The organism is Dyadobacter sp. LHD-138, from assembly GCF_030929615.1.
In the GTDB taxonomy this organism is placed as follows: Bacteria; Bacteroidota; Bacteroidia; order Cytophagales; family Spirosomataceae; genus Dyadobacter.
The window spans coordinates 39,341-61,219 of sequence record NZ_JAVFVU010000004.1 but is presented as its reverse complement, the minus strand read 5'-3'; the positions used below and the strand labels follow the sequence as shown (position 1 = coordinate 61,219).

Annotated in this window: 17 protein-coding genes; 7 read left to right on the top strand and 10 right to left on the bottom strand. The window is 43.4% G+C overall.

The genetic code is table 11. From position 1 onward, the window contains the following. Positions 1-20: 20 nt before the first annotated feature. Positions 21-1,472 carry an RNA polymerase factor sigma-54 gene (gene rpoN / locus RB622_RS03060; RefSeq protein WP_308045034.1) on the bottom strand — a complete coding sequence of 484 codons (1,452 nt, stop codon included), beginning with the start codon at positions 1,470-1,472 and terminating at the stop codon, positions 21-23. Between the two features lie 254 nt (positions 1,473-1,726). Between rpoN and RB622_RS03055 the strand changes: the two genes are divergently transcribed. Together RB622_RS03055 and RB622_RS03050 are read left to right on the top strand one after the other, a co-directional pair. Next, entirely contained in the window at positions 1,727-3,169 is a 1,443-nt protein-coding gene (locus tag RB622_RS03055; RefSeq protein WP_308045033.1) for an ATP-binding protein, read from the top strand. Positions 3,170-3,245: 76 nt separating this feature from the next. Continuing rightward, positions 3,246-3,641 (top strand): response regulator, encoded by a 396-nt coding sequence (locus RB622_RS03050; protein WP_308045032.1) that lies wholly within the window; start codon positions 3,246-3,248, stop codon positions 3,639-3,641. Between the two features lie 32 nt (positions 3,642-3,673). Here RB622_RS03050 and RB622_RS03045 read toward each other — a convergent pair whose 3' ends face one another. Both RB622_RS03045 and RB622_RS03040 read right to left on the bottom strand, forming a co-directional pair. Beyond that, positions 3,674-3,991 carry a hypothetical protein gene (locus RB622_RS03045; RefSeq protein WP_308045031.1) on the bottom strand — a complete coding sequence of 106 codons (318 nt, stop codon included), beginning with the start codon at positions 3,989-3,991 and terminating at the stop codon, positions 3,674-3,676. 75 nt (positions 3,992-4,066) lie between these two features. Next, positions 4,067-4,354 (bottom strand): YtxH domain-containing protein, encoded by a 288-nt coding sequence (locus RB622_RS03040; RefSeq protein WP_308045030.1) that lies wholly within the window; start codon positions 4,352-4,354, stop codon positions 4,067-4,069. A gap of 410 nt (positions 4,355-4,764) precedes the next feature. On the opposite strand from RB622_RS03040, the gene RB622_RS03035 reads away from it, so the two are divergent. Beyond that, positions 4,765-5,127 carry a response regulator gene (locus RB622_RS03035; protein ID WP_308045029.1) on the top strand — a complete coding sequence of 121 codons (363 nt, stop codon included), beginning with the start codon at positions 4,765-4,767 and terminating at the stop codon, positions 5,125-5,127. Positions 5,128-5,258: 131 nt separating this feature from the next. Here RB622_RS03035 and RB622_RS03030 read toward each other — a convergent pair whose 3' ends face one another. From RB622_RS03030 to pgmB, 4 genes are all read right to left on the bottom strand, one after another. Further along, positions 5,259-7,538, bottom strand: coding sequence for a tetratricopeptide repeat protein (locus RB622_RS03030; RefSeq protein ID WP_308045028.1), 2,280 nt, complete (start codon positions 7,536-7,538; stop codon positions 5,259-5,261). A 123-nt stretch (positions 7,539-7,661) separates the two neighbouring features. Then, positions 7,662-8,387, bottom strand: a complete 726-nt coding sequence (locus tag RB622_RS03025; RefSeq protein WP_308045027.1) for a DUF1080 domain-containing protein — start codon at positions 8,385-8,387, stop codon at positions 7,662-7,664. Positions 8,388-8,462: 75 nt separating this feature from the next. Next, the gene (locus tag RB622_RS03020) at positions 8,463-10,778 is read right to left on the bottom strand and encodes a glycoside hydrolase family 65 protein (RefSeq protein WP_308045026.1); all 2,316 of its coding nucleotides are present in this window, start codon (positions 10,776-10,778) and stop codon (positions 8,463-8,465) included. 52 nt (positions 10,779-10,830) lie between these two features. Beyond that, positions 10,831-11,487: a beta-phosphoglucomutase gene (pgmB, locus tag RB622_RS03015; protein WP_308045025.1), complete on the bottom strand. Its 657-nt coding sequence runs from the start codon at positions 11,485-11,487 to the stop codon at positions 10,831-10,833. A gap of 197 nt (positions 11,488-11,684) precedes the next feature. On the opposite strand from pgmB, the gene RB622_RS03010 reads away from it, so the two are divergent. The 4 genes from RB622_RS03010 to RB622_RS02995 all read left to right on the top strand — a co-directional run bounded on the left by RB622_RS03010 (position 11,685) and on the right by RB622_RS02995 (position 17,869). Continuing rightward, entirely contained in the window at positions 11,685-13,433 is a 1,749-nt protein-coding gene (locus RB622_RS03010; protein WP_308045024.1) for an alpha-amylase family glycosyl hydrolase, read from the top strand. A 308-nt stretch (positions 13,434-13,741) separates the two neighbouring features. Beyond that, a complete protein-coding gene (locus RB622_RS03005) occupies positions 13,742-15,739 on the top strand; it encodes a site-specific recombinase (RefSeq protein WP_308045023.1) in 1,998 nt (665 codons plus the stop codon). Between the two features lie 240 nt (positions 15,740-15,979). Further along, positions 15,980-16,816, top strand: a complete 837-nt coding sequence (locus RB622_RS03000) for an N-acetylmuramoyl-L-alanine amidase-like domain-containing protein (protein WP_308045022.1) — start codon at positions 15,980-15,982, stop codon at positions 16,814-16,816. A 3-nt stretch (positions 16,817-16,819) separates the two neighbouring features. Further along, on the top strand, positions 16,820-17,869 hold the full coding sequence (locus RB622_RS02995; RefSeq protein ID WP_308045021.1) for a mechanosensitive ion channel domain-containing protein: 1,050 nt from the start codon (positions 16,820-16,822) through the stop codon (positions 17,867-17,869). Between the two features lie 158 nt (positions 17,870-18,027). Here the strand turns inward: RB622_RS02995 and RB622_RS02990 are convergent, their stop codons facing one another. The 3 genes from RB622_RS02990 to RB622_RS02980 form a co-directional block, all read right to left on the bottom strand. Continuing rightward, the gene (locus tag RB622_RS02990) at positions 18,028-19,647 is read right to left on the bottom strand and encodes a SulP family inorganic anion transporter (RefSeq protein WP_308045020.1); all 1,620 of its coding nucleotides are present in this window, start codon (positions 19,645-19,647) and stop codon (positions 18,028-18,030) included. Between the two features lie 176 nt (positions 19,648-19,823). Then, the gene (locus RB622_RS02985) at positions 19,824-21,194 is read right to left on the bottom strand and encodes an ATP-binding protein (protein ID WP_308045018.1); all 1,371 of its coding nucleotides are present in this window, start codon (positions 21,192-21,194) and stop codon (positions 19,824-19,826) included. After that, positions 21,191-21,868 (bottom strand): response regulator transcription factor, encoded by a 678-nt coding sequence (locus tag RB622_RS02980; protein ID WP_308045017.1) that lies wholly within the window; start codon positions 21,866-21,868, stop codon positions 21,191-21,193. The genes RB622_RS02985 and RB622_RS02980 overlap by 4 nt, the downstream gene beginning before the upstream one ends. Positions 21,869-21,879: the final 11 nt, after the last annotated feature.

The following is a 21,879-nucleotide window of genomic DNA, read 5'->3' as shown; positions in this document are numbered from 1 at the left end:
GAAATAAAGTGCTTTCTTAATTAAATGGTAACCCGCAATCTTGCGGTTGGGATATTTAATTGCTCCCTGTATTTAGCAACAGTCCTGCGCGCCACAGAATAACCCTTTTCCGACAAGAGATCCGTAATCTGCTGGTCATTGAAAGGATGCCGCTTATCTTCCGCAGCCGTTATTTCTCTTATCGCTTCCTGAATCTCCCGGTTAGAAACTTCCGTGCCATCTTCATTCGTCACGCCCTCCGTAAACAGATCCTTTAATAAAACAATGCCGAAAGGCGTCTGCACGTATTTGTTGGTGGTAACCCTCGATACCGTGGATATATCCATATCGATAATTTCCGCCACATCTTTCAGGATCATCGGGCGCAATTTCTTGATATCACCGGTTTGAAAATAATCGTATTGAAGCTTTACAATGGCTCTCAACGTACTCAGCATCGTGTTTTCCCGTTGCTTGATCGCATCAATAAACCATTTCGCAGAGTTCATTTTATTCTTTAAAAACTGATTCGTTGCCTTATCAATTTTTTGCTCTGCCATTTGGGTAAACAATTTATTCAGCCTCAAAGCAGGACTGTTTCCCCAGGTCAGCTGCACTTCGATCTCACTGTCATCAATATATCGCAGCATGAAATCAGGCTTAATACTTTCGTTGACAAGGCTATCATTCCTGAGTCCTGAGGCTGGTTTGGGATTCAGGGTTGTGATCAGATGAATGGCCTTTTTCAGGCATTCCTCATCAATTCCCAAAACCCGCATAATTTTATCATAATTACGCGCCCCCAACTCATCAAACGTATCCGAAATAATCTTAAAGGCCCAGCCCCATACTTCATCCTGATTTTCAATACGTTGCAACTGGATCAACAAACATTCTTTCAGATCTTTTGCCGCAATGCCCGGGGGATCAAGCTGCTGAATAACCCGAAGCATTAATTCAACTTCCTCGGTATCGATGAACATGCTGTTGGCAAAAGAAATATCGTCTGCGATGACATCACTTTCTCTTCTTAAAAATCCGTCTTCGTCGAGGGAATCGAGAATAAAATCGGCCACAAGCTGCTGTCTTTCATCCAGTCTTAAGAAATGCACCTGCTGTTTAAGGTCATCACGGAAAGACATAGTCTCCACCATCGGACGCGTATACAATTCATTATCAGCCGATTGATTATTTGCATATGTTTTGTAATCTGGAATATCGTCGTCTCTGAACTCATCCCAGTCATAATAATCCTGTACAGACGGCGTATCATCTTCTCCGGTGCCCACGGTATCCTCCGCATCCTGAAATTCCTCTGGCTGGTCCTCCGATGCATTTTCTTCTTTACCCTCTTCCAAAACAGGGTTTTCCTCCAGCTCTTCTTTAATTCTTTGTTCTAGCTCCATCGTCGTCAAATGCAGCAAATTGAGCATCTGAATCTGAAGGGGCGAATATTTAAGGGTCTGTCGTTGCGTCTGCGTTTGTCTTTGCATATAGCAATTAATTCTAATATTAAAATTCTCTTGAATGATATCGTTTGCACGTGAAACCTGTATATTTCGAAAACACCGAAATATACCATGAAAAGGGCCGCTCTCGTTGACTTATTACGTACATCATTTAAATTTACTATACTTTATCCTAACTTACTTACCCCTGCACGCTCAAAATGTAAATATTGCGTACATATTTCCACATACTGAGTATATTAATTCGGAATGTAGATTTTTCACACAACATATCTTTTATGAAACTATCTACCTTTAACTTGTTAAACAGAACACTCAGCGAACAGCAATTGTCTCTGATAACAAGGTTTCTTTTAGGCACATCATTAATTCTAATCATTGCGCTTTCATACAGTTACAACGAAATAAATCAGGAACTGATTAATTATTCCGAAAAGGTCAATCAAACGCAGCGTGTGATCAGCAGCCTCAACGAAGTATCCTCAGCGCTGTATGAAAGTACTTATCACGCGAATACCTATTTATTTCTAAAAGATACCGCTTACATAAACAAAACGCTTGCCGCAGCTAAAACGATTCCGGCACTCACACAAAAAATTGATTCCCTTGTGATTGGCAACGAATCGCAGCAGAAAAGGCTGGAGGCACTGAAAGTACATGTCGGCGAATTTTCTACTTATACCGAACACCTGGCCAAATCGGTAACGCTGGTCAATCCGGCCATTGTGTATGCCCTTTACAAGAAAAAGAATCTGGAAGTGGATTCGATTACCAAATTGATTTCTGAAATGAGTAATGTGGAAGGCCAGCTTATGCAGATGCGCATGCGGAGCAGGGACAATTACAAGCTCCAGGTTTTCAGATACAACTGGATTATCATGCTCGTTGCGATCGTTTTCCTGTCTTCGGCGTTTGTCCTGCTGGACCGGGAACTGAAGAGAAATAAATTTTACCGGGTTGATCTTGAAAACAAAATTGAAAACCTGAACCGCTCAAACAGCGAGCTTGAACAGTTTGCCTATGTTGCTTCGCATGATTTACAGGAGCCTCTGCGCAAGATCAGGTCGTTTTCCGACCGGTTGATATCGAGATATCAGGAGGAGGTTTCGGGAGAAATTTTTCAAATATTAGGCAAAATTGATGGCTCGGCCCAGCGTATGCAGCTTTTGATCAACGACCTTTTATCCTTTTCCCGCATTGTAAAAACGGGCTCAGAAGCGCGACTTATCAACCTTAACGCTTCCCTCGCCGATGCAAAATCCAATCTATCGGAAATGATTATCGAAAATAAGGCGGTCATTCACTGCGAATCTTTACCTTCTGTGGAAGGGTATGGATCGCAGATGGTCCAGTTGTTTCAAAACCTGCTTTCCAATTCGATCAAGTACCACAAAAAGGATCAGCGTCCTGTCATTCGCATCACGCACCGGCTGGTAAACGGCGAGATTATCCCCGGCGTGAAACCTTCGCATCAGGATATACAATTTCACCAGATCAGGATCAGCGATAATGGGATCGGTTTCAAGAAGGAGTTTTCAGAAAAAATCTTTATTATTTTTAAAAGACTTCACGGACGAAATGAGTTCGCCGGAACGGGTATAGGCCTCGCGATTTGCAAACGGGTCGTTTCAAACCATAACGGTTATATTTTTGCGGAGAGTACGGAAGGGGAAGGAGCCAATTTTTACATATATTTACCCTCGGAATCCTTATTAAGCTAAAAGATCAGCGTTTCGTTGGCACTTCCGGCATCATAAAAAATATAAATAACGGGGCTCAAATGGTGGCCCGGAATATATGCGTGACAAATCCATTTTAATGGCGGATGATGATGCCGACGATCGTTTTCTGGTCCAGGCTGCTCTGGAAGACAACAACCTTTCCCACGCCGTCCTGTATTTCGAAGATGGGGAACAATTGCTGAATTATCTTCTCCCTGAAAACAACAATGAAATACCAAATCTGATTCTGCTCGACCTCAATATGCCCAAAAGAGATGGAAGGGAGGTTTTAAAGATTATCAGAACCTATGAAAAATGGCATAACATTCCCGTCATCATTTTCAGCACGTCCAACGCTCCCGACGACATCATAACGGCTTATCAGCTGGGTGCGAATTGTTATATTACCAAACCGTCCAGTTACGAAGAACTGAAAAATGTCATATTGAGCGTTCACAAATTCTGGCTCTAATCCGGATCCGGTCTGCTTGTGAAACGTACTTTCTATAACGTCGCAATACGCACGCTCTCGTCATCGACATCATCTGTGGCTGCTTTGACCCATCTTAGACCTTTCAGAAGCACTTCCCGTCCTCCTTCCACACCGTGTTTTAAAATAACTTTTTCAATAATAATAGGCACCAGAAAGTTCAATGGTACGGGTAGCCTTTTTAGTACAGTTTTCGCCAATACGGCTCCAACACCCAGTTCTATACCCTTGCCGGCCGCTCCGCCAGGGGCAGAAACCATCAGCAGATCTTTGACATAGTCCGTGGCCGAATGTAATGTGTGTCCTATCGACTCTTTATCCTGACTTTTCATAAATCCAGAAGAATAAATCATGTAAGATGGAAGATCCAGGTAACAAATCACCGATCCGTTACCTGGCTGTCCTTATTAATTGTATTTGTGAACTTCCTGCGCAGCATCATCTGCAAGTTCTTCGGCCTTGTCGTGAAGGTCGTTTTTATATTTTTGTCCTTTTTCTTTCAAGTCTTCTGCCGATTTCACAACCTTATCTTTGCTTTTTTCCAGCGCCTCGATCAACTCGCTTGCCAGGCTGTTGGTCTTCCTTTTAATTTTCTTACGCGTTTGCGTTCCCTCATCAGGAGCGAAAAGCATTCCTATAACAGCACCTGCCGCAGCCGCGGTCACAATTCCCCAAAATACTTTACCGTTGATCATGACAATTACTTTTAAATGGTTATAAATTTTAATTTGTTAAATCTTTCAGTTAAAAACCTGTACCCGAAAAGTTTGTGCTGTCCGCAAACATCTTTAAACAACTAAAAAAGAATAACTTATAAACAAAATATTTTAACGCCTGCATCCAATGCCTCAGTGTCAATGAAAAAAACCCAAATTATTACTACACAATTTTGGAACAGGATTCTACAACATGGGGAAGTGTTAGGTGCCGCTTGCAGATGGCAAGAATTTTAAATACCGTCTAAAAATGCCTGAATGGCAAGGTTATTGCCTATTTTAAAACATGACTTTGTTTCATAAACAATAGATAAATCAGTTTCATAGAATTAGTTTTATATCTGATTTATTCATATTTAAAGACTATCTATTTATTAGTGTACCTGACCATGAAAATTGTAATTATAGAGGATGAGAAGGATCTGGGGATTTTGATGCGCAATTTTTTGGTGAAACAACTACATGTAAAAACCCCTGATATGGTCAGGATCGCGACAACGCTGACGGAAGGCATTGCATTTATTAATCAATTAAATCCTGAGTGGGTTTTTATTGACAACAATTTACCTGATGGCAAAGGCATTAACGAAATAGAAAATATCAAAACCAAGGGTCGCTTTCATAATACCAAGGTCGTCATGATGAGTGCGATGACAAATCTTCGTGAAGAAGCACTCAGAAAAGGCGCTGATTATTTTTTAGACAAGCCAATCAGTTTTGTAGAAGTAAAAAACCTGTTTGGCAGTTTGTAAGAACCGGATTGAAGTGTAAATTTCCACATATTTAACCCGCAATTCCCAAGATGAGTACTCATGTCGCACCTTTGTAGATATTTTTACTCAAAAGTCCCTTGTATTTAGTAACCAAAAAGATATTAAATACTTTAGCTAAAAACCGGACATCTGGTACCGCTTCTCCCCTTCTTACCTGGCATCTTAACTTTTTGTGATTTGTAGTTCGGCGTTTTTATCTTCGGAGGGTCTTTCTTTTTTGGATAGGCGATCAATTTGAAATCATACTCGGGGATAAAATAATCCTCCCTGTATTCAGCTACCGGCAAAGGCAAATAATGCCTGCCCTGAAACGCCAGCGTATCATACTCATAATCATACAGATAAATCGTCACAAAACCATCCCTGCTGTATTTAATACCGATATCAGAAAAAGGCCCGTCATCTCCGGCCGAAGCGACAAGTTTCATCATTTCCTGTTGTTTCCCTTTCACCAGGATATTCATGTTATACTGAAAAACACGATGTAAAGAATCTATCTGAATGGCTACCCCCAAGTAGTATTTTGCATCCTTCATTTTTTCCTGCCCGGCATACATCACGGCTGTATTGTTCAGCGCACTTTTATCCTGATAGCTCTGGTAGCTCAGCGAAGCCTGGTCGTACTGCTGCCAATAGCGGTACACATTTCCTTGGTTGACGTTATAAAACTTGCGTGTCGGTGCTGCCTCCATCGCCTTTTTGAAATCCTGAAACGCTCCCTCATAACGAGCATTTGCATCGTCGATCAGCCGACGCTGCTCATGCCTGTTGCCCAGATAAGACTGCACAATACCGTGGTTGTTATGCAGATAAGGTAATTCCGGATTCTCTTTTACAAGGCTGTCGAAAAGTACCATGGATTTATCAAGCTGATCGTTTTCAAGCAAAACAACTCCCCATCCGTTCTGTGCCTTTATATTTTGTTTGTTGAGGGTGATGGCCTTTTTAAACACGTTGTAAGCCTTTTTAAACATATCAAAGTGCAGAAGTAAATTTCCATAATTGCTCCACATACGGTCATAATTTTGCTCGTAGTTCAGCGCCTTACTTAAAAACTGGCCCGCTTCCGAATATTTTTTCTGATCGATCATAATACTGCTCATCCCCGCCAGCGCCTCATAGCGCGTACCGTCCAGTCGAATCGCCGTTGTAAAATCCTCCTGCGCGCCTTTGGAATTTTTCAGATAGTAGCGGGCAAAGCCTCTGGTCACAAACAGGTCTGCAAAGAACCGGTTATCGGGATCCATAATAGATTCCGCCTTTTTGAAATCCAGCAATGACAGTTCAAATTTTTTCAAACCATATTGCGCCACCGCCCTTCCCAGATAAGCCGGCAGATAGGCTGTATCTTTTTTGATCGCCCGATCAAAAGAATTGTAGGCAAACTGATATTCATGATTTGACAAATGGATATTGCCTATCCCGGCAAGCAAGGACGGTGTTTCACGTTTCATCGTTGCAGCCAGCCGGTAATAGCGCTGTGCCTCGGCAATCTGATTGAGACCATAATGCGAATGTCCCATGCCCACGTACGCATCACCACGAAAGGTTTTATCCTCACTTTCAAGATACTTTTGAAAAACAGACAGTGCATTGGCAAACTGATTTAACGAAAGCAAAGCATTTGCATAACGTATCTGGGCCTTGGCGTGCCGGCGTGCAACTTTTTCAAAATCTTTTACCGCTTTCTTTTGATTGCCAGTCCGCATATAAAGATCACCACGCTGCAAACGATAAGCCATGATCTCATCCTTTTGTTTGATTGCGGAAGACAACTCGTCGATCGCTTCTGAAAAAAGTCCGTTAAACTTATGGATCAGGCCAAGATTGTAGTTGAATTTTCCGGCAGAATTTTTCGGCTCGTTACCTTGCGCAAAAGATAATCCTTCGGCAAACTTCTTTTGTTTCCCAAATGAGACAAGCGAATTGACGGCGCTATAAGCATGGCTCGGCGCACCTGAGAAGTCGTTTAGTGCCGAATCATACTTTTTATTAAGCATGTTAAACAGTCCTCGGTTGTACCTGACCTGTGCTTCATCTTCGGAGAGTTCCAGACTTTCCAGGATGTGGAGCGCCTTATGATAACTTCCGGATAAAGCCAGAATAACTGCCTCATTGTTCAGACGCTGAACAGAGTCCGAGGACATGTACGATTGCTTGTGATACTTGAAATACTCCGTCTGCAATTCGCGAAGCTGACGCTGATAATCAGGATTTTTCAGTAATGCAGGATCATTTTCTTCAAATGACTGATTAAACGTGATCAGAAGATCTTTGAGATTTTTTTGGCAAACACTAAAATCCTGCGCTGATGTTTGCAGGTGAAAACCAGTCAAAAACATCATCGTTAGCACTACCATCAACCTCCACCTGACAACTTCCTGTACCATGATTTATTAGACAGCGAGATCACTAACCTACTATAAATCAACAACATTTTCAACAATTACTTATCTACCGTTCGATAATATTAGTTTAGTTTTACTTTTTCTTGCAATAAACAAATTCAGTATTTAAAGCCGAAGAAGTTTTATGTTACGATACCAAACCGTACTGCCCCAATCCTGTAAACCAATTCCACCCGCTATAATTCCTTTGGAAATCGGGGCATCCTTTAACCCGCTTTTTGCAATTCTCTGTTTCCAGTCTGTGCCGGACAAGTCATGCTCCTGCACCATAAAACCGTTTTGATACACCGTCAGTTTGTTCTTTCTGACAATAAAATGGATCTGATTCCACTCCCCTTCCGGATTACCTTCTCTTAACCGCGCATTGGCAATGCCAAAAAAGTCACTTGCCCGGTGCGTATTTTCTTTGGCTCCCTCATAAATCTTATCGTCAATGACCTGCAGTTCCAGGCCGGTATCATGCATGTTTTTGTATTGCGGCGCTTCTTTCACAAAAAAGAAAATCCCACTGTTGGCATATTTACTAACCTTCCACTCCGCCTTGAATTCAAAATCGCCGTTGACTGCCTTATCAATAACGATGTCGCCCCCATTTTTCGCCTTATTTCCGGCACGTTCCGGAACATTTAATTTGATAGCACCCTGATCAACCATCCACGCAGAACCAACTTCTTTCCCGCCGTAAGCATGCCATCCTTTGAGGTTTTTACCATCAAAAAGCAGTTCCCAGCCCTCCTTTTTCTCCTTGGGCGTTAACGTATTGAGGCTTTGCGCGTTTGCCTGAACAAAAACAAAACCTAAAAAATATGCGGCAAATGAGAATTTAAACATAGGGGTAAGTTGATTATTGATCCGGACTATCAAAAGTTTTCCGGATCAACAAAATACTGTTTTATAATGACAAAATTATTTTTTTGTGATCGTGTTAGCCGCGACAAAAAGCCGTTCACCGTTTACAAAAATGGTCAGTTCCTGATCAGAAGTATTCTCTACCGTCACGCCTTCCCGGGTCACCTCGATCTTTAACCAGGAACCGCGGAACCCGATTCTGAACGAATAGGATGTCCATTGCTGCGGGATATATGGATTCAACGTCAGGAAACCGTCTTTTACGCGCTGCCCGGCAAAACCTTTGACAACACTCATCCAGGTACCCGCCATGGAAGTGATATGCAGCCCGTCCTCCGTATCATTGTTATAATCGTCAAGATCGAGCCTCGCCGTACGGACGTACATTTCGTAAGCCTTTTCTTTCAGACCAATTTTGGCTGCAAGAATCGCGTGCACGCAAGGAGAAAGTGATGACTCATGCACCGTCATCGGCTCATAAAACTCAAAATTCCTTTTGATATCATCTACCGCAAAATCGTCCTCAAAAAGATATAATCCCTGAAGAACATCCGCCTGTTTGATAAAACAGGATCTCAATATCCTGTCCCACGACCAGTTTTGATTGATGGGACGCTGGTCTGCGATATCTGTGACCGATAAAATTTCCTTATCCAGAAAACCCTGCTGCTGCAAATAAACCCTTCTGGCGGGATCGTACGGAAAATGCATAAATTCGACGATGTGTTTCCAGTCGGCCATTTCACCATTCAGGTCAAAATTGGTCAGGAAAATAATCTCATTCAGCCTTTGCGTATCAGTCTCCCAAAGTTTACTAATCACTTCCAGCGTATAACGCAGCGTCCAGCAAGCGATGTAATTGGTATACCAGTTGTTGTTAACGTTATTTTCATATTCATTAGGTCCCGTCACGCCAAGCATCACGTACTGCCCCTTATCCGCAGACCAGGTAATCCGTTGTTTCCAGAACCGCGAGATACCGATCAGCACTTCAAGGCCATACTGAGACAGGTATGTTTCGTCACCGGTATACCGTGTATAATCATAAATCGCAAAGGCAATGGCCCCGTTCCGGTGTATTTCCTCGAAGGTGATCTCCCATTCGTTATGGCACTCTTCCCCATTCATCGTAACCATCGGATAAAGCGCGGAACCGTCTTTAAAACCTAGCTTTTCGGCGTTTTCAATGGCCTTTTTCAAATGCTTATGCCGGTAAACCAACAAATTTCTGGCTACTTTTTCTTCCGAAGTCGAGAGATAAAAGGGTATACAATAAGCCTCTGTGTCCCAGTAAGTACTTCCGCCGTATTTTTCACCGGTGAAGCCTTTCGGGCCAATATTCAGCCGTTCATCTTCCCCGGTATAGGTTTGCCCCAGATGGAAAATATTGAAACGGATACCCTGCTGCGCGGCAACATCGCCTTCAATGGTAATGTCATTTTTTTCCCACTTTTCAGCCCAGGCCTGCACATGTTCTGCATAAAGCTGGGCAAAACCTTTCTCGCTAATACGGGCTACATAGGCTTTGGCTTCCGTTAAAAGCTGATCCGCAGCATAATTGGTTGAAGACAAATTGACGCCATATTTAAAAATCGTCAGCTCATCGCCCTCCTGTACTTCAATGTGAACGACGCCTGCAACATATTTTTCATGACGGGCGGGCAGTGACTGATAATCCGTTTTCAGCCCGTTTATTTTGATATCGAAAGCCATTCCGGTTGCGACCTGAAACTGCTCAACGCCATAAGGATTTTCTTTTGTTTCCAGAATCAAATATCCTTCCGAAAAACTGGTTTCCTTGTAGAGTTCGTTCCAGAAAGTTTCATCATAATTCGAATCACGGTTGCTGATATTACCGTCCAGATAAGGTGTAACGGTGATAATATCCGTAAAATCAAGCGGTGTGATCGAGTAACGGATCGCTCCCGACTCATCATCGACCATGTTACAAAAGCGCTTCGACTGGATTTTCACCCTTCTGCCGCTCGCCAGTTTTACAACAGCGGTACGGTCCAGCACCCCCTCCTTCATGTTCAGCGCACGGCGAAATTCCTCCACCAGGCAGGTATTCAAATCCAGTGTTTCTTCGCCTACTTTTATATCGATACCAACCCAGTTGCAGGCATTCAGCACTTTGGCAAAATAGTTGGGATAGCCGTTTTTCCACCAGCCTACGCGGGTTTTATCGGGAAAATATACCCCCGCAACATAATTCCCGAGCAAGGTTTTCCCCGAATAACTTTCTTCAAAATTTCCTCTTTGCCCCATCCGGCCGTTGCCGAGGCTCATCAGACTCTCTGTCATTTCATTGTGAGCCGCATGGAAACCTTCTTCCACAATACTCCATTCGTCGTGTGTTATGTAGTTTTTCATTTTTATGGGTTATCGGCAGTAAGCTGTACGCAAAGGTTATTCTGAATGATTATTACGTTAATTTTCCAAAAAGGTCATCCACCGACACCCCGTCAAAACCTTTGATCACGATATCTGCTTCATTTAAAACGGATTGCTCCCCGATACCGATGGTGCACATGCCTGCCGCATTACCCGATTGAACTCCTGCCACTGCGTCTTCGAAGACAAGGCAATACTCGGGAGCGACAGACAAATCTTCTGCGCCCATCAAAAAAACCTGGGGATCGGGCTTTCCTTTTGTGACCCGGTTTCCGTCAACAATGGTATCGAAATAAGTCAGCATATCCAGATTCGTCAGAATTGTTTTTGCATTTTTACTGGCTGATCCCAATCCGACTTTTATCGAATCCGCTCTCAGTTCATCCAAAAATCTACGCACACCAGGCAAGGCGTCGTCGGGTGTAATTTGCTTGCATAACTCCAGATAACGGAGATTTTTCTCGGTGGCCAGCTTTGTCTTTTCCGCTTCATCCAGTTTCACACCGCCAATTTCCAGTATAATATCCAGAGATTCCATCCGGCTGATTCCTTTCAATAACTCATTCTGTTCCAGAGTCAGGTCAAACCCAAGTTGGTTGGCAAGTTGCCGCCATGCGAGATAATGGTATTTGGCAGTATCTACGATCACTCCATCAAGATCAAAAAGGCAGGCTTGAACAGTCGGCATATCATTTATTAATTTAATATCTTGCAAAATAGTAAAAAGACGGTTTTAGCTGATGCAATCAAACGATATTTCAAAAAAGTAATTCTTTAATCGTTGATTTATCGGAGATCTCACGCTTAATTTATCCTTTGCAAGTCCATTACATTTCACCGGCGTCCTATGTAGTATTGCGCCCATAAATAACCCAGAAGCAGATTATGCCTGTTATCAACCGCGACAAACTCATTATTTATCAGGTTTTCACCCGATTATTTGGTAATCAAAATACGACCAACAAAATATACGGAACGATTGAAGAAAACGGTTCCGGAAAATTTAATGATATCACGGACACTGCCCTTGAATCAATAAAAAATTTCGGGATTACCCACGTCTGGTACACCGGAATTATTGAACACGCCACACTGACGGATTATTCTGCGTACGGCATCGGTGTGGACCATCCGCTGATTGTCAAGGGAATGGCTGGGTCGCCGTATGCGGTTAAGGATTACTACGATGTCGATCCGGATCTGGCTGTGGATGTTTCCAAACGGATGCAGGAATTTGAAGCTTTGATAGCCCGTACCCGCAACCAGGGTTTAAAATCCATCATCGATTTTATCCCAAACCATGTTTCCAGACAATATCATTCGGATGCACGTGCCCTGGGTATCAAAGACTTTGGCGAAGATGACGACAAAACGGTAACTTTTGCCCCGAACAACAACTTTTACTACATCCCCAATCAGGATTTTATCGTTCCGGAAGGTCACAAACCGCCCATTCCTGTGACCGGCCCTTATCAGGAAAGACCGGCAAAAGCAACCGGAAATGACGTTTTTCAGGCGCAGCCAAGCCAGTATGACTGGTATGAAACGATAAAACTGAACTACGGTGTCGATTATCTGAATGGCCGTTCAACGCATTTTGACCCGATTCCTTCAACCTGGCTAAAAATGTATGACATTCTGCGTTTCTGGACAGAAAAAGGCGTGGATGGCTTCCGTTGTGATATGGCAGAAATGGTGCCGGTGGAATTCTGGGGCTGGGTGATACCTGAAATCAAAAAAGTAAACCCCGAAATTATTTTCATCGCTGAAATTTACAATCCCCACGAATATCACAACTATGTCCAAAAGGGTCAGTTCACCTATTTATACGATAAGGTTGGTTTGTACAACTCCCTTCGTCACCTGATCGAAGGCGGCGGCAGTGTGGAGGATATCACGCGCATCTGGCAGCAAGAATCCGGTGATATTTCAGAGCACATGCTACGTTTCCTTGAAAATCATGACGAACAGCGCATTGCTTCCCGGTATTTTGCAGGAGATCCGTGGGCGGCCATTCCGGCTATGACATTAAGTGCAACGCTGCATACAGGCCCGTTGATGCTCTATTTCGGACAGGAACTGGGTGTTGATCCCAATGCCTCGGAGGGTTTTCAGGGAGAAGATGGCCGGACAACGATCTTTGACTACTGGGGCGTTACTGAATTCCAACACTTTGTAAATGGCGGAAAATTTGACGGTGGAACATTGACCAACGATCAGAAAAAACTGCGCGCCTTTTATGAAAACCTGAACAGATTCGTGACGGATAATGAGGCGGTGTATGCCGGTAGTTTTTACGATCTGCAATATGTGAATGTGGATGACCAAAGTCCTGATTACGATAAAACCAGAATTTACAGTTACCTGCGCTATACCGACAATCAGAAACTCCTCTTTATATACAATTTCGATAAGGCAAGAACCTATCATACCAATGTCAGGATTCCGCAGGGCGCATGGCAGGATACACTAAAACTGAATGCGACTGTTTCATACACTTTAAAACAGGTTTTCCCGCTACTTATTCTTACCCCAAATATCAGGCCGTCGGAAATAACCTCAACAGGCATTGCCCTGACCTTGCCGCCAAATTCGGTGTACGTTTATGAAATTTTAGAAAATAAGGAAATTTAGATTTTCATATCAAAGGCAAGAGGACAAAGCGCATATTAAGCACCGCTTTGTCCTCTTTTATACATTTTCATTAAATTTCAAAATTGCACTATACAAATTCATCCTGGTACAAATGAGGCAAAAATCCAATTCCTTCCGAAAGAATTGTTAAATTTACTTTAAGGGTTATCATGAATCAGGTAGACAACCCCAACACCAAAATGGCAATTATTGGAAGCAGCAAAAAAATATTCAGGACGAATACACCGTAAAAATAATCCGGCAAGTGAATCTCTCTCCGACTGTAAGCGCTTAACTATTGATATCTTATGAACAGTGTTTCAGCACAAAGCCGCCTGAATTATGTCGGAAAATTCATAGAGATTATTCGGAGTTCCTACAAGGCAAAAGTGAACCAGGAAATCCCTTTTGCTGATATTCTGACCAATATTCTGATGGATCGCCGGGAGAAGGACCTGCTGGCAGAACAGATTTATTCGATTCTGCTTTCAACCAAATTTGTCTCCTTGTTAACAGAATCGGAAATCGGTTCGAACAAAGGCTTTTTTTCGGATGCCTCTACAAGATTAAGTTATAAATTTCTCCCGCCTGTACACGAACCCGATGAGCTTCGGACCCAGTTCGATGGCTTTTTTGATGATAAAAAGGATTACCAGTGGGTACAGGCCATCCCTGATGAAAACTGGTGCAATTTCTTTGCGGACATTTTCAGGGACACAACACCCACTTTATCCAAGTATGTTGCCAAAGAGATGCTCAATGCCATTCTCGTGCTTGCACAGCGTGCAGCAAATCTGGGGATAGAGCCGGAGGTCGTTTCTAAAATCCCGCGTGTAGATGACCTGGATTCGCCCTTCCTCGGGCTCAACCGGGAGGTTATGATGTATGTTGAAAAAATGCTGAATACCTACGATTGCTCATCCGAAGACCGTGACAATGATTACAAGCATATTCTGGTAATGATCAGCCAGTGCAACACGCAGGTCAGTTACATTTACAAACACAAAGATCTGTTTGGGATAAGTTTGCAGCTGACCTATATGATGCGCCAGCTTGAACAATATCTTAAACGGCTAACCCAGCTCCTGGATTTACTGCAGTCTGAGGAAAAGAGTAAACAATGGCTGATCATCACACATCTGCTGAAAGAATTTGTTTACGCGGAAAATACCCGGTACAGCCTGCGTAAACATTTCTCGATAAATCTTCAGTTACTGACGTTCAAAGTCATTGAAAATACGTCAAAAACCGGTGAACATTACATCGCGTCGGACAAGTCGGCTTACTGGAAACTTTTCAGGCGGGCTATGGGCGGCGGCGCCATTGTGGGCCTGCTTTGCTGCAACAAAACGAGGTTGTATTTCCAGCATCTGCCAATATTCTGGGAAGCTTTTTTTTATAGCCTGAATTACTCCATTGGCTTCATGCTCATCCATATTCTGGGGTACACGATTGCGACCAAACAGCCTGCCATGACGGCTTCAACGATTGCAGCCAATCTTAGCAATAATGGTCAAAACCCCAACTGGCTGGAAAGCACCACACAACTGCTGATCAAACTGATCCGCAGCCAGTTTATATCGCTCGTCGGCAATGCGTCTATCGCTTTCCCGATTGCCTACGGACTCGACTGGCTTTATTTTTATTTCAACGGATTTCATATTGCAGATCCTGCCAAGGCGCATAAGCTCATTGCGGAGCTGAACGCCTGGGAAAGTCTGGCCATTCCACATGCGGCTATTGCGGGGTTTTATCTGATGGTATCCGGGCTGATTTCCGGATATTATGAAAACAAATGGATCTATAACAAATACTCCTTGCGCCTCATGCATCACCCGGGCCTGATCCGCTTGCTGGGACAGGAAAGGCTTGACCGTACTGCACATTATTTTGAACGGAATTTCGGCGCCCTGGCCGGAAATTTCTCCCTCGGTGTTTTTCTGGGCTCTACCAGCGCTATTGGCTTCACTTTTGGTTTACCACTTGATATTCGGCATATTACATTTGCGTCAGGAAATTTCGGCATCGCATTTGCCGGTCTGAACAGCCATATTTCGGCTGACTTATGGATTAATTCCATCATTGGCATTGCCTGCATAGGTACCATGAACGTTCTGGTCAGTTTTGGACTTTCTATTGCTTTTGCTTTAAAATCCAGAAATGCCAGGTTTAGCGAGATAAAAAGTTTACTCGGAAATCTTTCATGGCAATTTTTTCATCACGGGGCAGCGTTCTTTTTCCCTGTAAAAGAAGCCGCTTCGGACGAAGATGAATTACCGGAAGTATTCGTAAACAAACAGGGATAATTGGCACGGCCCCACCTATTGGGTATAAAATCCGGAGACAAAACGTAAAAATGCTTACATTTTCCACATCCTTGTAAATAAGTCAGTATATTTCTAAAATGTGAATAAATTTGTTCCTGAAACGTTATAGCATCGTTTCAGCCTTGCAAGAAGGGATGGCACACATTTTAAGACATTGTTATTAATTCATTTTATTATAAAGATTATCACGTTATGGACAGCGGTAAATCATTACCTGCAATGAAACCAAATTTTGCCTTTTTGTCATTTCTGGTGTTTTCATTTCTAATCTCCTGGTCCATCGATACTACGGCACAGCCGACCGCACAAAGGATCTTTACACAAAAAATGGATCTGCCGGGTAACGGAGATCTGGGAACACAGGTTTTACGCATGGCCGAATCGTTTTTAGGAACGCCTTATGTAGCCAGCACGCTCGAAGGAAATCCGACAGAAAAACTGGTTTGCAAATTTGACGGTCTGGACTGCACCACGCTGGTTGAAAGCTCCATAGCTCTGGCCATTGCCAAGAATGAAAACCTCAATTATGAAGGTTATAAAACTGAATTAACCAAAATCCGATACCGGGAAGGTGTTATTGATGGTTATCCGTCGCGCCTGCACTACGTGCTCGACTGGATATATGAAAATGAAAAACGCGGCAGACTTGAAGATATCACCGCTAAGGTTGGCGGCGTCCCTTTCAAAAAAGAGATCAATTTTATGAGTACCCATGCCAATTTCTATCCGGCACTGGACAACACCGAGGTTTGGGAAAAAGTAAAAGAACAGGAAAATATTATTAACAGCCGCGAACATTCCTACATTCCCAAAGCGGCCCTGCAAAAGGCTGAGCCGCTGCTTCGGGATGGTGACATCGTAGCTTTTACATCCTCTGTTGAAGGCCTGGACTGCAATCACATGGGCATTATTACAAAAATCGGCAGCCGTGCGTATTTGCTTCATGCTTCTCTGGCGGGTAAAAAGGTAATTTTGTCTACCTTACCGCTTGCCGAATATGTTGCGTCCGTTCCAAAGCACACCGGGATGATCGTAGCGCGTATGACAGACCAATAAACGATGAATAATTTTCCTGAAGTGCTGGATTATAAAAATTCTCCCTGGCTGATTATCCTGCTTGCAGGCATCATTGGTCTGTTGCTGAGTGCAATAATCATTAAGACGATAACGGTTATCGCCCATAAAAAAGATTGGCTGATTGTCAGGGCAATTCACCAGAACCTTACCAGCGTCCTTTACTTCTTTGTTCCGCTGCTGCTGACGACTTGTGTAACCCGATTTTATACGCTGTCACATCCGGAATATGAATTTACATACGCAGTCAGCAAAATATTGCTGATTGCCGTCACAACCTGGCTGCTGGCCAGGATTGTCGTCATCATTGAAAAAATCCTGATTGAAAAGCTTGATTTTGATACGCCCGACAACAATCAGGCGCGGAGGTTGTTCACCAAAATCAAGTTTATTAAAAGAATCGTCATCATTGTTATCATCGTTTTTGGCGTTTCTATATTGCTTTTAAGTTTTGACAGCGTCAGACAGTATGGCGTCGGCATACTTACTTCGGCTGGTATTGCCAGTGTTATTATTGGTTTTGCGGCTCAAAAGTCGCTTGCCAACCTACTTGCCGGTATTCAGATTGCCTTTACACAGCCTATAAAAATTGATGACGTCGTGATTGTGGAAGGCGAATGGGGACGCATTGAAGAAATCAATCTGACTTATGTCGTCGTGAACATATGGGATTTGCGCCGTTTGGTTTTACCCATCACCTATTTCATCGAAACGCCTTTTCAAAACTGGACACGTAATGACAGCAGTCTGATCGGGAGTGCCTTTTTCAATTTGAACTACCAGACACCCGTTGAAAAATTACGTGAAAAACTGGGAGAAATCTTGCTTGCCACACCTCTCTGGGATGGCAAATCATGGGCACTACAAGTGACTGATACCCAAACACATTTCATGGTCGTCCGCGCGATTATGTCGGCGCGAAATTCGTCTCAGGCATTTGATTTGCGCTGTCTGGTGCGGGAAAAGCTGATCGAATTTATCCGGGAAGAATATCCGGAATCACTGCCCGGAATATTGATTGACGAGAAAAAATAAAACATTCAAATTTCCAGGGAATTCATTCCCACTTTCCAGGGAATGAATTCCCTGGCTACAAGATTGGGCTTGGCTACGCCAATAAGAGCCTAAAAAACATAAAAAAGTGGCCTCTGAAACTCAGAAGCCACTTTCCGTCTTACTACTCACCTCTCAATTTAACCTATTACAGTTAAGCGTTGATTCTTTCGGGCTGCCAACGGATGATCCGATAGCGTCTGGTAACTTTCGAAACCTACCAGCTCCATTTTCCCGCCCGCTTGTTCATAATCATTTTTAAAGCGGGTAATATTTTCCATGACCGTATGGTCAACATAGGGTGCTTCGGAGAAGTCTACCTTCACGTTTTTCCCCTGCGGCAATGTTTCAAGTTTTCCTTTAAGAGCAAGGTAATTGCTAAAAACAGCAGCCCTCGTCACACGCACAAAATAGATATCGTTGTTAACATCAATCTCAATTTTAGGAGCAAAAATGTCTGACAATTTAACGCCGTAAGACAATTGCATGATAAACTTGGTCAGAATACCCATTCCGATACCGATCAGTAAATCCGTAACCAATGTCGCGGCAATCGTAACAAGGAATATAATAAGCTGTTCTTTACCGATGTGGTATATATGTTTAAATTCTTCCGGGGAAGCCAGCTGGAAACCTGCAAAGATCAGCATCGTTGCCATCGCTGCAACCGGAACCATTCTGATCACAGGAATCAAAGCCGTTACGAAAACCAACAGGAAAACTCCGTGAAACAAGTTAGCCCAGCGCGTTTTACCGCCGTTGTTGATATTGGCAGAACTACGTACCACTTCGGAAATCATCGGCAAACCGCCAAGCAAACCGGCCACCACGTTACCGGCACCTACGGCAACAATGTCCCGGCTCATATCAGCCTTGCGTTTGTACGGGTCCAGAAGATCGATCGCTTTCACTGTAAGCAGAGACTCCAGACTGCCTACGAGCAAAAACATCAAAACGTACTTGATAAAGACCGGTATTAAATCAAAAGTGATTCCAGCAAAACTTGCATTGTAAGACAACGTAAATTCTCCCGGGTTAATCAAAGGTTTGATGTCACGGTAAGTCGGCTCAAATAAATGAAACAACTGTCCAAGAACGATCGAAATAACCAAAACAACCAGGGCTGGCGGTATTTTTTTCAAGAACAAAAATGAAAGGTATTGCCATCCGAACATGATCATCAAGCCAACCAAACCAATAATTGCAATGTGGTATTCCATATTCAGCAAGCTGTGAGGAACCATTTCAATGAGTTCCAGGGGCGCTTTTCCTTTAAGCTCTGACGGAGCAACACCCACGGCCAGATGAATTTGCTTCGACATAATAATAATCCCGATAGCGACCAACATACCATGAACGGCTGACAGCGGCACGAAATCTGCAAACCTGGGCAGTTTCATTGCACCCGTCGCAATCTGAAGAATACCTGCCACTACAATCGAACCTAATGCCAGGTGCCAGCCTAAAACAGCATCGCCCCGACCAAGCTCATCCACTGCACCTGCCGCGATGACAATAAGTCCTGCGGCAGGACCTTTTATTGTCAATTCAGAATCTGTGAAAAACGATACTGCGATACCTCCGACTATTGCAGTCAGCACGCCCATCATTGGAGGAAAATTGCTTGCTCCCGCTATCCCTAAACTCAGTGGCAAAGCAATCAGCGAGACCAAAAAACCGGACCGGATGTCGTCTTTCCAGTTTTCTTTTAATCCCTTAAATCCCGTAGCTGGTTTCCTTGGTGCTGACTTCATCATCATTAATGAAAAGGATAAGCTACCCGTTGGCAACAGGAAGAGATAAAAAAATTAAACACAACTGAAAATCATCCATAGCATAAAAATCCTTTTGAGTGATTTTATGATACAAATGACCTCAGACATTGTTAAAGTCTGATTAATGTCAAATTAAAAATAAATTAAAAAGAATAACCTGATCAGAATGGCGGAAATTTGAGGATAAAAGTGCTGCCAAGTCCAACCTGGGACTCGACTTCAATACTGGCACCCTGCATGGTAATAATACGTTTGGTCAGGGCCAGACCAATGCCATAACCCGCTTTGCTCATGGAGGTGGCACTGCGGTAAAATGTGTCGAAAACGTAAGGCAATTCTGCTGCTGCAATGCCTATGCCGACATCCTTGAAAGATATCTTGATCAAATCTTTATGAATTTCCAGAAAAACATCCACCGACTGGTTATCCGAATACTTGCACGCATTGTCCATCAGGTTCACAAAGGCCGTGCGCAGAAGACTTTCATCGCCGTAACGCAACAGCAGCTCTTCATTATCCGGAATCTGATCGTAATTAATGTAGACCTGATAACCGGGATTTTTTTGCTGGACAAACGCCTGCGCCTGCCACAAAACTTCATCAATACGGATCTTGGAAAACGTAACCCTGAATGCGTGTTCTTCTGTCCGCGCGAGTTCGAGCAAACGGCTTACAAGCTCGTTCATTTCCTTAACCTCATCCAATATGCCACGCAGTGCTTCCTCATAGTCCTGACCCGACCGGGCCTTCATCAGCGTCACTTCCACCTCACTCATGATCAGGGCCAGCGGTGTTCGTAACTCATGCGAAGCGTGGGAAACAAAATTTTTCTGAGCAACAAAAGCAATTTCAAGCCGGTTAAGCATCAGATTAAACGTTTGCGCCAGCAAGGCAAGTTCATCTTTTTCCCGGCCCACCGTTACCTTGTCATGCAAATTCCCTGCGGAAATATTATTGACCTGGGCAATGATATCAGATACAGGCTTAATCGCATCGGTAGAGAACTGCCAGCCGGCAACACTCACCAGTACCAGCGACAATAGCCAGCCAATCACCAGAATTTCCCGAAGTCTTTGCAATTGGTTTGTTCCCAGATGATCAATGGCGATTGCAACGACAACCCACGGTTTGCGGTGGTCCTGCAAAATATGCCGGGTCACAATTACCTCTTTCTGTGCATGTTTGGTATGTATTTCTTTCCCGTTTCTGGCATCAGTCAGCATTTGGTGGGTTAGCGCAAAATCATTGGTTCCGCTAAAAAAAATAACTGAATCCACACCATTGTAGATGGTGATTTCCTCATCGAGCAGCACCGTGTTATTTTCCTTTTCAATTTTTGCGATATCCGCCTTGCTTATCCCATTACTCGCCTCAACCAACTGCGCAATCGTCTGTCCCCTTTCGTTCAAAAAAGTATAAAATTGCTTTTCACGATACTGATCGTAGAAATAGTAGATGGACAAACAGAAAAGCGCCATAATGGAGCCAACCAGCATGGTAAAGAGTAAGGTAAGCCGGGTTTTGATGTTCATTCTTCCTTAAAAATATAGCCCATCCCCACAACGGTATGGATCAATTTTGTGTCATAATCCTTATCGACTTTTTTACGCAAAAAGTTAATGTAAACATCAATTACATTGGTACCGGTATCGAAACGGATATCCCAGACCTGTTCCGCAATATCCACCCTGGACACAACTCTGCCTCTGTTGCGCATGAGATATTCCAGCAGCGCAAATTCCTTTGCCGTCAGGTCGATACGGTTCCCCGCTCGTCTGGCTACTTTTTCATCAAGGTTCAGTTCCAGATCTGCCAGCTTCAAAACCTGGCTGGATTGTTCGCGGTTGCTGTTGCGCTGGGATAAAACCTTGATACGGGCTATCAGTTCTCTAAATTCAAATGGTTTAACCAGATAATCATCGCCGCCAGCTTCAAATCCGTCGAGCTTGTCATCGATCGTTCCGAGCGCGGTCAAAAACAGGATGGGCGTCGTCAGACCATCGTTTCTTAATTGTTTCGCTAAATCATACCCATTGAGAATGGGCAGGTTTACATCCAGAATAATGACATCAAAACGGTAATTTGACGCCATTTTTTTTCCTACCTGACCATCATAGGCCAGCTCAACTTCCCAGGATTGTTCTTCCAGACCACGTTTCAAAAAACCGGCCAGTTTTGGCTCATCTTCAACAATTAATATTTTCATATACCGAGGTT